Source organism: uncultured Moraxella sp. (assembly GCF_945873075.1).
Taxonomy (GTDB): Bacteria; Pseudomonadota; Gammaproteobacteria; order Pseudomonadales; family Moraxellaceae; genus Moraxella.
On sequence record NZ_CAMCBS010000034.1, the window covers coordinates 1 to 14,155 of the forward strand.

Here is a 14,155-nt window from a genome sequence, read left to right on the forward strand (position 1 = left end):
AAACTGCCTATCAGATGGATAGCAATAGTAGTATTCAAAGTATGGTGGGTGGTGAGACTGCGCTGATGAAATCAGGTGGGGATATGCAGATTGTGGCAACAAAAGTCTTGGCGGATCGTGATGTGACTTTGGTGTCTGATGGTAAGATCTCTATTGATGCTGGGGTAAATCATCAAACCATCCATCAGCAAAATGCTGTCAAAAAATCTGGATTGGTAGATATTAGTCCAACCAGTTTAACTATTGGTCGCCAAACCACAGATCAAACCAATAAGGCCAAGTTGAAAACACATACAGGTTCAACAGTTGCAGCGCTAGGCGGTGATGTTACCATTGTCGCAAATCAATCCTATCAGCAAACGGGCAGTGATGTCCTAGCCTTCAAACCTGATAGCACAAACGCTCAGACCATTCAGGCACGAACTGCATCAGAAGGTGGTAACGTTGACATCTTTGCACGCTCAATTAATGTGGAGAATGCCACTGATTCACAAACCGCCACCAATGACTTTAAGTTCAAGCAAAGTGGTGTGAGTGTTTCCGTCAGCAACCCTGTCGTTGACTTGGGTATGCAGGCATACAACATGTATCAAGCAGCTGAGCAAACAGATGATGAGCGTTCCAAGAGACTAGCGGCATTATCCGTCGCCGGTGATGGTTGGATGACCTGGTCTGAATATCAGGAACAAAAGACGCAAGTCAATAATCCAAACAGGGGTGAAAAAGGTAATAATACACTGACTGATTTTAAGGTCGCCGCAACCATTGGTTCGCAGTCCAGCCAAGCTAACTCAATCAGTTACCAAGAATCCAATATAGCCTCGAGCATCAAAGCAGAAAATATTACATTGCATGCGTTTGGCGATAATGATGGCGATATAAACATTGTTGGTAGCCAAGTGATATCCAAGGATAACACTGCTCTATTAGCTAACAATGACATCAATATCTTATCTAGTACACAGCTAAAATATAGCGACAGTGATAATAAAAACCATAGCGTCGGTGTTGGTGCTTATGTCAGTGTTGGTGCAGACACCAGCTTTGGCTTTACAGCCTCAGGTGGTGTTGGTCGTGGCAATACTGACTCTAACGGTGAAACACAAACAAACAGCCAAGTTTTGGCAGGAAATCTGCTAATCTTGGATAGTGCTAATGATACCAATATCAAGGGCGCTACTGCCAAAGCTGAACAAGTGATTGCTCGTGCAGGCGGCGACCTAAATATCCACAGTCGCTCAGATAGCTATCAGCTTGAAGGTAAGCAGCGTCAATATGGTGGCTCAATTAATGTGAGTCTTGGTGCTACAATGCCTGTTAGCGGTAGTGTAAGTGCAGAGCTAGGCGACAGCCAAGTCAATTACCAGGCCGTGCGTGAACAAAGTGGCATCTACGCTGGTAAAGGCGGTTTTGATATTGCTGTTGGTGGCAATACAGATCTTCTGGGTGCTGTGATTGCTTCCGACGCCACGCGCGATAAAAACAGGCTTACAACCACTACCTTTAGCTCTGCTAACATCACCAATATCAGTGAAGCAGAGAGCACCGTGAAAAGCTATGGAATCGATAGTCAGGCATTCTCGGGTAAATTCTACCCACTAGCCAAGACAATAATTGCCAATACGGTTGGCAATCAAGGCAGCGATGTCAATCATCATGAGACAAGTCAGACCATCAGCGTCATTGCAGACGGTGAACTGGTTGCTAGCGATGCGGACTCACAAGCTCGCCTCAATACCATCAGTCATGACACAGCGAATGCGCATCGATATATCGCACCTGCCAATATTGATGAAATGATGGCGGATGCCAAGGCGCAGCAGTTCATCAAAGATGCGACTGTTGACACCTTGTTTAAATACAGTGATGAAGCTCATCGTAAGATGTTTATCGCAGAAGCGCCGCTATATCGTGTCACCAAAGACGAAAAAGGCAATTTTGTTTACACTCAAATTGAGGGAGAAGAAAAGAAAAACTTGCTTAGTGAGAAAGACACTTCACCGCGCGTTTTCACCAACGGTATCTTTAATGGCATTGAAGCAGCAGGCAAATATGCGATACAAAACCGCAGAGAAAAGGATAATGAGAAAGTGGGCAAAGAGATTGATTTGAATGAAACTCCGATTTATTTCGTCCATTTCCCAAAAACCAACAATTTTATATCGGAGATGATGGTTGCTGCCTACCAAAAATATCTAGAAAGTGATACACTGGGCTTAACCAATGCCGCCCAAGAAATCAAATCCATCATCAAAGAGCGTGGCTCTGAAAGCCTGCAAATCGATGGGCATAGTCGTGGTACACTCACCATCACCAATGCCTATTCATCATTACTCAATGATGGCGATGCTGGCAAATACAGCAACCTACGCACCGACATGGTCGGTGCTGCTGCCAATGTCAAAAATGCAGACGACAAACTGGCAGAGCTACAAGGTAGAAATGGTGAAGTGCTTAGCACTGACCCTATGAATGACACAGCGCAATTTAAGCCCGCTTACACAGAAGCTGAAAAATCAGACATGAGCATTCATGTGCAAGGACATAAATCTGATTTTGTTCACACGGTCATTGGATGGAATAAGCCGACAGGTGGCAATAACTCCGAAGGCACCTCAACCATTCGTGAGTGGAAAAATATGATTGGTAATCCAGCTACGGTGCATAGTTGTTATGGGGTAGGGAATGAGAAATGTGCCATCAAAAATTACTGGGATGACGGAATGCCCAAGAATGGTCAAGGGATAAATAAAACAGACCTTCCAAGATGGTTGCCAGTCTATCAACCATCGGTAGAGATTAATGACAATCAAGGAGAATGAAAGCGATGTTTAAGATATTGCATAAATCATTGTTACCTCTTGTTTTCATCATTAGTATGCTAATGTTAAGCGGATGCTTAATGGCGGAATCTTTTGATTTTCCATACGCTTATAAAAGTTACAGGTATCACGGAAAATTTCCGAAACAAGGCAGTAAGTTGGCTGAAAAAACCAAGGCAGACATGCTTGCCTGTGGTTTTGAAAATACCAGTGATAATTCACATATGATGTTACAAAACATGGATGGTTATATACACGCTGCTTATTGCATGAAAGAGAAAGGGTATTTCGTGCCAGATTTTCCTAATAATGATATTTGTCAGCATGATTTATTTAGAGATGAAAAGACTTGTCGTCAAAGAAGTTAATCTGAAAAATCAGCTTAGTGGATACCATCTCCCCTCCCTCTGTCAAGTCAAACTTTTAACTGAGCTTCGCTTGGCTTTGGTGGGGAGTTTGGTGCTTAATCACACCAAAACAGATTTTGGATTATGTTGCACGCACTTGCCCATCTCAAACTCTCAGCACCCCTGATGGACACCACATTCTAGTTAATGCAATAGCCAATGACAGACATCAATCATAGTGTGCCAGCATAAAGCACACGTCGTACCCATGTGCCAACAAAGCAAGGTCTGTAGTTGTGCTAAGACATAAACCCAACCAACCAACCCCAACCCCGCCACCATCTTTTCGATGGTGGTTTTTTGTTCTTGATAAAGCGGTTTGGGGATACATAGTAACCTCGTGTCTAATTATATAGTTTATTTAATAATTAAAAAACTCATTATATATCAGTAGCTAAGGAATTTTTTGGTTAAAATCTTAGTTTACTAAGTATCCGTTAATCATTTTTATGTTTGTTTAGTTTAAATTATTTAAACTAATATAAATTAATTTTACCCTTTATTTACTTAACGCTTTGTGCTAATATTCAAAATAACCACGAATTGTAACACAGCCAGATTTGTATTTGGCTTTGATTGATTTTTTCAGATAGAAAACAAGGAGCTGGCCATGACTTAGTTATAAAACAGTGATGGATACACAGCAAAAACGCCACCAACGGCAATTGGTAGCGTTTTTATGATGAAGTTGTCTGCACGACAGTTTCATTATCCCAAACAGTGTTTGACTTGTCAAGCCCTGTTGGGGGCTTTTGTATCCTTAAAAAATTGAATTTATTTATTAATTAATTCTAAGGATATGTAATGAAACTCCCCATAAAGAAGATTCAAAACATCATCAGACAGTTGGCACTTGGCATGAGCAATCGTGCAATCGGCCGTCAATTGATGATTTCTGCCAATACAGCACGCAAAGTACGACGGCTATGTGAACAAAGTTGTGATGATGGTCAGGTAAATTATGAGCATTTGCTTAGCTTGGATGAGTTGAAATTGCGTGAGAAGCTTGGCTTGGCAGTCTCAAACAATGCTCGCACTTTGCATCAAATCAAACCCCATCCAGATTGGCAGTACATCCATGAACAGATGCACAGACCCAATGTCACGCTGGAGCGACTATGGCAGGAATTCCGACGGGCCCATCCTTACGGTATTTCATATTCGCAATTTTGTAAAGCCTACGCCAAACACAAAAAATCCTTAAAACTCTCACAAAGACAACATTATACCGCAGGCGACATGGCGCAAGTGGACTTTTGTGGGAGCGTCATATCCATTTATGATGCCAAGACAGGCAGTGTTACGATATCGGCACAAATCTTTGTCGGTGTATTGCCAGCTTCAGGGTTGATATTTTGTACTGCCGTTGCTTCACAAGGCGTTGAGGATTGGCAATTGTGCCATATCCGTATGTTTGAGTATTTTGGTGGCGTGCCATTAAAACTGGTGACAGACAACCTAAAATCAGCGGTCATCAAAAATAATCGAGAGACAACAATCATCAATGCATCATTTGCAGAGCTTGCCAATCACTACCAATTCATTGTCTTACCCACTAGGGCCAGAAAGCCGCAGGATAAGAGCATGGTTGAACTTGCTGTTAAAGCTGTACAGCAAAATATCTTGGCAATGATGCGAGACCGTAGATTTTTTAGCTTAGACGAGCTCAATCGTGCCATAGAAGCGCCATTGGAACAACTCAACAACAAAATCACCAAAACCTACCCAAAGGGGCGACGACACAACTTTGATGCTTTTGAAAAAATGCATCTCAACCCTTTGCCTGCACAAGCATATGAGGTGTGTCATTGGCAATACGACCTGCGTGTGAGTGAGTTTTATACCGTTACTATCAATCAAGCAGAGTATTCTGTACCCCATGCCTTAATCGGTAGTCGAGTGGATGCTAAAATCACCTGCTCTACAGTGTATTTTTATCACTATGGCATTTGTGTTGCAACACATCGTAAGCTTGCCAGCGGCAGTAGCATCTTGTTTGAGCATATGCCCAAAAACCATCAGCTATCTCAGCAGATGCAGCCAGAAGCCTTATTGCACTGGGCGGCGCAAGTGGGTCATTATACCCACTTATCCATCGATAATTATTTGCACAATCATCGCAATTATGCCAGTAATCTTAAAAAACTCAACCAGCTTAAGCGTTATTTGATGGATAATAACCTTTCTTACAATCTGATTGAACAAGGATTTGTATATGCGCATGAATGTCGGATTACACAGATTGACAGAGTGATTAATCTGTTTAAACAAAGAGCATATCTTAAAAGTGCTCTTTCTGGCACATCACATAGCACTGTCATGAATGCAACAGATGATACATCCAAGCTGGGCGTCGGCCACAAGACCCAGACTCATGATAATCTGCGAGGTGCGAGTTATTATGCCGATATTACGCCTTACAATCATGAATTTAAATTGGACTAATGCCTATGTTAAAACAACAGATTATTGAGCAATTAAGAAGTTTAAAACTCAGCCATATGGCACGCTATTTTGACAGCCATTATGCGCGTATGATAAAACAGCAAATGAATCCGATGCAGATTATGGATGAGTTATTAACCTGCGAAATCACTGCTAGGCGCAATAATACAATCAAAAAGCTGATCAAGGCTGCAAAATTCTGCTACCCTAACGCATCCATTGAATCAATGCATCACGGCCATGCTGGTAAAACAGCACAAATTGATTATTTATTTGATGATTATTGGATTGATGAGTGTGCGGCTGTTGCCATACTGGGCGCAACAGGCACTGGTAAGACTTGGCTTGCGTGCGCTTTGGGTAACCAAGCATGCAGAAATTTTAAAAAAATACTATTTGTTAGTGTACACGAGCTGTTTGAGGACATCAGCTTGTCGCAAATGGATGGTACTTTGCTTAAAACTCAACAAAAATATGCCAAAGCACAAGTGCTTATCATTGATGACTTCGGTGTTGGTGGCATACCATCAAATGTTTGTACGGCGCTTTTAAGCATCATTGAGAAGCAATCCTTTGTCGGTGGCTTGATTATCACAAGTCAGTATCCAGTTGAAACTTGGCATGGTTTATTTCAAGATAAAACTTTGGCAGATGCCATTTTGGATAGAATTGTGCATCGAGCATATCGAGTGCAATTACAGGGGGAATCATTGAGAAAACGACACGCCAATCGTAAGCATACAAAATAATCAACATGACCGGCAGATGAACAATTTGCCGGTCATGTCATATGAGAATACCCGATCACAACGAATGCGAGTATATGGGCACGATGAATGAGAATGGGCGGGCATTTGGGAGGAGAGTTTGCAGTCAGTTGGTCTTTTTCGCCTTGCGATAGTCTTCAGGATAGATGGGGTTGGGTGCTGACCACAGACCGATGCCTTGACTTTTGGCTTGGGTCTCAAGCAGTAGATAATCGCTGTCGGTCATATAGGCACGATACGCCCATGCATAGCCTGTGGCGACCATCAGTTTATTGACATTTTTGCCATCGACGAATACTTCAGCGACGGTGCGTCCATAGCGGTCTTTGTCATGTACGGCTAATGCGACTTGTTTATCAAAAATCAGCTCAGAGAGTTGTTTTTTGGCAGCTTGTCCAAAGTCTTGTCCTTTTTCGGGGGCGTCGATTTGGGCAAAGCGGATTTTGAGCTGTTGATTTTGCTTATCTAGGCAAGTGGCGGTATCGCCATCAGAGATACCGACGATACGGCAGGTGATGGCGTTGGTGTCGTCTAGTGGATTGGACTGCGTATCAGCACTGCCAGATGGCTGGGTGCTAGATGTGCTACCGTCAAGCTTGGCAAGTTGGTCGCTAAGCGTTTGCACCGAGCGTTGTAGCTTGATGATGGGCGCGCTGATGTCTTTGATGGCATCACGAATACTGTTGGATAAGCTGTTATCTTGTTTGGCTGTCTTGGCGGTGCTTTGATTACCATCTTTGCCATCTGTATCAGCACCGAGCAAGATACCATCGCTCATGCCATCACTGATGCTGTCGGCGGCTTGTTTGGCACGCTGTGTGGCAATCGCTTGCGCTTGGCTTGCGATTTGGGCACTGGTGTCTAGCGTGGCGGTAGGGTTGTGTTCACGATTACCGACAATCACCGAGACAATCAAGCCAAGCACAGTCAGTACAAGGCTTGTCGCCACATGGGTTAAAACTCGCCATCTTAGACGGCTAATCACAGGCGGCGCAAGCAAGATGCCGGCAATCAGCCATAGCACACCTGCAATGGGCTGAACCATCATCATGGCAAGTGCACACAGCGCCATCACAAGCACCATCGCCCACAGTAGCAGGCGTTGCCATTGGGGCAGTGCGGTCAAATGATGAATGGGCGTGCTTTTTTTGGGTGTTTTGGCTTTGGTGCGACGCTTGGTGGGCTTTGCCATAAATTTATCCAAATCCCTTTAAGCTTGCTCAAAGCGACGAAACACCCAGTTATCATCATCGCTGACACCTGAATCAAAATAATAGCCATCGGTATCAAAGCCCTTGAGTGCTTCGGGGTCAGTGATGCCGTGCTTGGCAGCGTAGTTCACCATCATGCCGCGGGCTTTTTTGGCATAAAAGCTGATGACTTTGAATTTGCCATTTTTTTCATCTTCAAAGCGTGGCGTGATGATACGAGCGTTGATATTACTAGGATTGACAGCGCCATAGTATTCGCTAGATACCAGATTGACAAGCACATCAGAGCCACTCTCGGCGATACGCTCATTAATCAGATGGGTGATGGTGTCGCCCCAATATTGATACAAGTTGTCCGCTTGTGGTGTCTTGAATTTTGTCCCCATCTCAAGGCGATACGGTAGCATCAAATCCAGTGGCTTAAGCAGTCCATACAAGCCTGACAAAATCCCCAAATGCGTGTTCAGATAGCTGATTTCTTGTGCGTCAAGTGCATAAGCATCAAGCCCTGTATAGACATCGCCATCAAACAAATACACCGCAGGCTTGGCATCATCACCAAAAGGGTACGCCCAGCGCTGATTGCGGGCGACATTGAGCTCAGCAATCTTGGCAGATACGCCCATCAGCTCTTGGATGTCGAGCACATCACAGTGCTTGAGTGTCTGCATGAGCGTTGTCGCATCATCAATCAGTGCAGGCGTGGTGTAGCTGTCTGCCAACGGTAGTGGTACAGGGGTTTTTTCGTCTAGATTTTTTGCAGGTGAAATTAAAAAATACATTGTAAATTTTCCAATCAATCAACAGAAATTATCCATCATTATAACAAATTTATCCGGCAAATGCTGACTGCGCGGGCTGTGATTATTGATTGAGTTTTTGGGTGAAGTTTTATACAATTTTGGGCAAGGTGGTTTATCAAAACCAATTTATCAACAGTGAATAACCAAGCATCACAAGGAAGTAGCAAGGAAGGCTTATGAGTATCATCCATCAATTTATCACGATTAATGAGCATCAGCGTATCGGCGAGATTATCTTGGATAATCCAAAGTCGCTCAACGCCCAGACTTATGACATGGTCAAAACCACATCCGAGCTACTCAGCACTTGGGCGGATGATGCGTCAGTGGTGGCGGTGCTGATGCGTGGCGCAGGACAAAAGGCGTTTTGTGCAGGCGGTGATATTCGTGGGCTGTATCATGCTTATAATAGTGAGATTTTCCCCAATCCTGAGCCGCTTAAGTTCTTTCAGGTGGAATACGGGCTGTGTAAGCAGATTAATAGCTATGCCAAGCCTATCATCGTCTGGGCAAGCGGTATCGTGATGGGTGGTGGTATGGGGCTTGCCACGCCGTGCAGTCACCGCATCGTCAGTGAGACGACGATGATGGCGATGCCTGAAGTGGGGATTGGGCTATTTCCTGATGCGGGTGGTTCATATTTTCTTAAGCAGATGCCAAAGCGGTTGGGCTTGTTTTTGGGCTTGACCGGCGCACGCTTTAATGGTGCAGATGCGATTGCGCTTGGTGTGGCGGATGTGATGATGGCAAGCGATGATTATGGGCGATTGGTTGATGCGCTACAATCAGCGACTTGGGCGGATGATGCGTCCAATCATCAGATGCTAGATGACTTGCTTGACACGCTACACCGCACCGATTTACTTGATGATGGGTGGCTATTGCCACATCAGGCAGTGGCAAATGAGCTTGTAAGTGTCGATAGTCTATTGGCATTTGATAAAAAAGTGCAACGCTATATGACGCAAGATGACTGTGATAACTATATCAAAACAGCACTGACCAATTACCAAAAAGGCTGTCCAACATCAGCAGGGCTGACTTGGCAGATTTATCATCAAGTCGACAACAAAAGCTTTGATGAAGTGATGGATATGGAGCTGATAGTGGCACTGTACTGCTGTCATTTTGGGGAATTTGCCGAAGGGGTGCGGGCATTATTGATTGATAAAGATAAAAACCCCAAGTGGCATTATACGGTGGATAGCTTGCCACAGGCGCATCTGGATCGGCATTTTGTCGCTTGGTAAGCCTTTACAAAGCAAAAAAATCACGGCATGAACGCTAATTTATGCCGTGATCAGTGCTTGATAATCCATCAAGTAGCCGATTAAAATGATGGATTAAGCAGTGCATTAATAAAATGTAGCATCAAGCGTGGCTCAATGGCAATGGTCGCCACTACGCCAAACACCGCACCAAACAAATGCGCCGAATGGTTGGTCGTGCCACCGCCACGGCGATCCGCCCAAATGCTATACGCCACATAAGCAATGGCAAAGACAATCGCAGGAATGGGCAACACTGCAAACAAATAAATCGTCTCCCACGGCGCAAACAAAATAAATGCAAACAGCACCGCCGATACCGCCCCTGATGCGCCTAAGCTTGAGTAGCGGGGATTGTCCTTGTGGGTCAGATAAGTAGGAATAATCGCCACAATCACCGCCAATACATAAAACGCCACAAAGCCAAGATTACCAAAGCGACTGATATAAAACTGCTCAATCACCCGCCCAAAAAAATACAGCGTAAACATATTGAACAATAGATGCATCCCATCGGCATGAATAAATCCATGCGTCAATAGGCGATCGACTTGCCCACGCTTGATGGCAGGCGGCCAAAAAATCAACCGCTCAAACAACGCTCGAGATTGCCAAGCGGCGATACTGATGATGACAGTGATGATAATAATGGCGGTAGTGTGGTTCATATCGTGTGAATTTATTAAAAAAATTGCCGTCAGTATAGCATTATCTGCGTGTTTTGGCTGTGTTTTTTGGTCAATTAATTGGCAAAATTATTGGCAAATTTGCCATCAAAAAATCAAGCATTTGATGATATTTGATAAAATTTGCTCGGCTGTATGATGTTTTTGTAACAATTTGGGGTATTTTTGGCGGTAATGGGGTGATTTTGTTTATCTATTGTTGCAGGCCCTTTTATCTGTCAGCAAAATCGGTCAAAATATACGCAAGCCTTATTTTATTTTTATGCTTATTTTTTTACGATTGCATCGGAGCAAACCCATGAACTTATTTGAAAAATTAAACGAATTTGTTACCCCTTATGTCCTTGCGATGACTAAGGATGTGGCAGGTGATAGCCAAACCAAATCAAACATTTTGTCTGTGTTTTATCCACTATTCACCGCTTATCTATCGCAAGGTGATGCGGCTGCCCGTGTTGCTGATGTATCTGACGAATCAGCAGACTATGGCAAAGCAGTCCTTGATGCGGTCATGCCAAGCGATGTACAACAAGCGATGAGCGCTAAGCTTGCCCAAGAATTTGGCGTATCAAGCGATGCGGTGTCTGCCATCAGCGCATCAGCATCAGCGCATAGCTTTGCAAAAATCGAAGAATTGGCAGGTGGCGCATCGATTGCTCAATTTGCCAAATCAGCATTGACAGGCTTTAATGGCGTATTGCCTGCATGGGCAAGCTCACTACTACCTGCAGGCGCGTTGGCAGGCGGTGCGACTTTGGCAAATTCTGTGGTGAATAAACAAGCCGCTGCAGCACCTGTGGCTGCACCAGTTGCCGAAGAAAAAGACAGCTCAGTAGCTCCTGTTGCCGCTGCGGCTGTGGGTGCAACTGCTGCGACAGCTGCCGTAGCTGTTGCTGCGACTACCGCAACTACCGCCACTGCTGATGCGCCAAAAGCTGCACCAGCTGCCACCCATGTTGATACTTCAGCACCTGTGGCAAGCGAAGAGAAAAAAGGCGGTTTCTTAAAGAGCCTATTGCCGATTATCGGTTTGTTGATTTTTGCAGGTCTGGCATGGCTACTACTGCGTAGCTGTCAAGATACCCCTGCGCCTGTGGCGGCACCAGTTGCCAAAGAAGCGACCGCAGGTAATGCAGCAACCGCCATCAACCCTGCCGTACTTGGCGTAACGATGGATAGCACAGGTGAGGCTATCGCATCATGTACCGCTCAAGCAGGTTCAGAAGGCTTGGTGGGTAATATCCGTGCCGCGATCGCAGGCGTGTTCACCGCTGATAAGTGTGAGCTAAACACAGCAACTGACCGTGCTGATAGCATGGCAGCTGAACCACATCTACCAGCACTACTTGGCCTAATCAAAGGCGTGCCAAATGCTACTTTGGGCGTGGCTGACAAAGCCATCCGTTTTGGCGGTGCTGATGATGCGACTGTGGCAAAATTGGTTGAGCAAGCCAAAGGCATCGTGCCTGCTGATTTTGATGTCCAAGCAGGTACAATCGAATCACTACTAAACCCACAAGCAGCAGATGCTAACGCCAACGCAGCTGCTAACGCTGATGCAGCGCCTGCAACTGTCAATATTGCTATGGATGACACTGGTAATGCCGTACAGTCATGCCGTACCCAAGTAGGCGCTGAAGATGTCGTTACTGGTATCAAATCAGCCCTAAGCACGGCATTTGGTGCTGATGCGTGTCAAGCAGATGTTGCTGCATCGCACGCAGCTACCCTACCAGCTGCAGAGCAACTACCTGCCATCCTAGGCGTGATGAAAGGCGTGCCAAATGCATCTGTGTCAATCGTTGATAAGACCATCCGTTTTAATGCTGCTGATGAAGCAACAGTGGCAAAACTGGTTGAAGCTGCCAAAGCCGCCGTACCTGCTGACTTCACCGTCGAAGCAGAACCAAAGCTTGACGCTGCTGCTGCCACTGCATCAGGCAACGAAGCTGCCAAAAAAGCACTTGAAGCGCTAACTGCAAGCTCAACGGCTGAAGATTTGGTCAAGGCATTGAACCTACAAATCATCAACTTTGCATCAGGCAAGAGCGATATTCCTGCGGATAACAAAGCTATCCTTGATTTGGCGGTTGCAAAAATGGCTGAAATCAAAGATGCAGGCCTACAAATCACAGGTCATACCGACAGCCAAGGCAATGCTGAGATGAACAAAAAACTGTCTGAATCTCGTGCCAATGCCGTGCGTGACTACCTAGTATCAAAAGGCGTGGACGCATCACGCTTGGCGACTGCTGGCATGGGTCCAGACCAACCAGTAGCAAGCAACGCCACCGAGCAAGGCCGTTTCCAAAACCGTCGTATTGAATTTGCTGTCAAAGGTGCAACTGCGCCAACTGCACAGCCTGAGTCAAAATAAGACGCTCGGCAATTGCCAAAAACCAAACCAAGCGGTATGATATCGCTTGGTTTTTTTGTGGGTTTGATTTGGCTTGAGCGGGTTGCTTAAGTGTATTGCTTGGTCGGTCTGTGGGTGCTTTGGATAGTATGTTTGGGTGGTGTGATGGCAAAAGTTGTATTGTTTAATAAACCCTATGGGGTGCATAGCCAATTTCGCAAGGATTATGACGAGATGGCGACTTTGGCGGATTTTATCAAGGATAAGACCTTGCGAGTGGCGGGTAGGCTTGATAAGGATTCTGAAGGCTTGCTGGTGCTCACCGATCATGGCGGGCTCAATCATGCCATCACCACACCGCCAACCGCCATCAATGCCAAATATGATGCCAAGCACGCCAAGACTTATTTGGTACAAGTCGAAAATATCCCGACGGCTAAGCAGTTAGATACCTTGCGTACAGGTGTCATGCTCAAAGACGGCAAAACCCTACCCGCCATCGTCAAGCATCTAGCTGATGATGAGCTACCCATCACGCTATGGGCTCGTACGCCACCGATTCGCACTCGTACCACGATCCCCACCGCTTGGCTTGCTATCAGTATCGTCGAAGGCAAAAACCGCCAAGTCCGCCGTATGGTGGCGCAAGTGGGCTTGCCATGTCTGCGTCTGATTCGCTATCAAGTGGGACAGTGGACATTGGGTGATTTGGCAGTGGGTGAGTATCGTACGCTGAATGTGCCTGATGATGAGCTGAGAAAATTAGGCATCAGCGATGCACCAAAACCTGCTCATTCATCTCAACATCATAAGTCATCAACGCCAGCAAATCGACACTTAATGGCATCAAAGCCAAAACGCCCACGACCACCGAAATTTGGCGGATGATGGGCGTATGGCGGATGATTGCGTTTCGATATTAGCTTGATAATGTGCCATCACCCAAATGTCAGCCATTGACCACCGTCGCCGCTTAAGCGAACTTCTTGATGAATCGTAGCGGGCACAGTTTCGCTAACGGCAGGTACTTGGCAGATGATGAGCTCATCTCGGCGAAAGGCGTGTACTTGTACCGCTTGCCCTGTGGCTTGCTGATGGGCGATTTGGCGGTGTAGAAGGGCGGTTGTCGCCTTAAGTCCATTGATGGCAATGATGACATCACCAAAGCTTAGCCCCGCTAGGCTTGCTTGGCTATCACGGTGCAGATGTTTGATTTTTAGCCCTGTGGCTTTTTCGTCCACGCTCATGCCCCACGGCTTGGCTTTATCCGTGCTTTCAAGCGTGATACCGACTTTGGCAAGGGCGTCCGATAGTGGCAGCGTATCAGTGCCGACAACATAGGCTTGATAAAATGCTTGCCATGGCGCATCACCCATCATCGATACGATGA

The 14,155-nt window shown here is 45.6% G+C and carries 11 protein-coding genes; 7 read left to right on the forward strand and 4 right to left on the reverse strand.

The genetic code is table 11. The annotated features are described in order from the left end of the window. From Q0N89_RS08925 to Q0N89_RS08940, 4 genes are all read left to right on the forward strand, one after another. Positions 1-2,822 (forward strand): hemagglutinin repeat-containing protein (locus Q0N89_RS08925; RefSeq protein ID WP_294035530.1); only part of this gene is annotated, 2,822 nt, incomplete at its 5' end. After that, positions 2,819-3,190: a hypothetical protein gene (locus Q0N89_RS08930; protein WP_294035532.1), complete on the forward strand. Its 372-nt coding sequence runs from the start codon at positions 2,819-2,821 to the stop codon at positions 3,188-3,190. The genes Q0N89_RS08925 and Q0N89_RS08930, both read left to right, overlap by 4 nt. A gap of 843 nt (positions 3,191-4,033) precedes the next feature. Next, complete coding sequence (gene istA, locus Q0N89_RS08935) at positions 4,034-5,674, forward strand: IS21 family transposase (protein ID WP_294035534.1); 1,641 nt, start codon at positions 4,034-4,036, stop codon at positions 5,672-5,674. 5 nt (positions 5,675-5,679) lie between these two features. Beyond that, entirely contained in the window at positions 5,680-6,423 is a 744-nt protein-coding gene (locus Q0N89_RS08940; protein WP_294035536.1) for an ATP-binding protein, read from the forward strand. A gap of 124 nt (positions 6,424-6,547) precedes the next feature. On the opposite strand, the gene Q0N89_RS08945 is transcribed toward Q0N89_RS08940, so the two are convergent. Beyond that, positions 6,548-7,633 (reverse strand): thermonuclease family protein, encoded by a 1,086-nt coding sequence (locus Q0N89_RS08945; protein WP_294035538.1) that lies wholly within the window; start codon positions 7,631-7,633, stop codon positions 6,548-6,550. A gap of 18 nt (positions 7,634-7,651) precedes the next feature. Further along, positions 7,652-8,434, reverse strand: a complete 783-nt coding sequence (gene yaaA, locus Q0N89_RS08950; protein ID WP_294035540.1) for a peroxide stress protein YaaA — start codon at positions 8,432-8,434, stop codon at positions 7,652-7,654. 197 nt (positions 8,435-8,631) lie between these two features. On the opposite strand from yaaA, the gene Q0N89_RS08955 reads away from it, so the two are divergent. Continuing rightward, complete coding sequence (locus Q0N89_RS08955) at positions 8,632-9,705, forward strand: enoyl-CoA hydratase/isomerase family protein (protein ID WP_294035542.1); 1,074 nt, start codon at positions 8,632-8,634, stop codon at positions 9,703-9,705. Positions 9,706-9,785: 80 nt separating this feature from the next. Here the strand turns inward: Q0N89_RS08955 and Q0N89_RS08960 are convergent, their stop codons facing one another. Next, positions 9,786-10,391, reverse strand: coding sequence for a rhomboid family intramembrane serine protease (locus Q0N89_RS08960; RefSeq protein WP_078253352.1), 606 nt, complete (start codon positions 10,389-10,391; stop codon positions 9,786-9,788). A gap of 316 nt (positions 10,392-10,707) precedes the next feature. Here Q0N89_RS08960 and Q0N89_RS08965 point away from each other — a divergent pair, with 316 nt between their 5' ends. Together Q0N89_RS08965 and Q0N89_RS08970 are read left to right on the forward strand one after the other, a co-directional pair. Continuing rightward, a complete protein-coding gene (locus Q0N89_RS08965) occupies positions 10,708-12,786 on the forward strand; it encodes an OmpA family protein (RefSeq protein ID WP_294035545.1) in 2,079 nt (692 codons plus the stop codon). 144 nt (positions 12,787-12,930) lie between these two features. Further along, on the forward strand, positions 12,931-13,653 hold the full coding sequence (locus Q0N89_RS08970; protein WP_294035547.1) for a pseudouridine synthase: 723 nt from the start codon (positions 12,931-12,933) through the stop codon (positions 13,651-13,653). Between the two features lie 50 nt (positions 13,654-13,703). Here Q0N89_RS08970 and Q0N89_RS08975 read toward each other — a convergent pair. Beyond that, on the reverse strand, positions 13,704-14,155 hold a 452-nt coding region (locus Q0N89_RS08975), incomplete at its 5' end, for a PDZ domain-containing protein (RefSeq protein ID WP_294035549.1).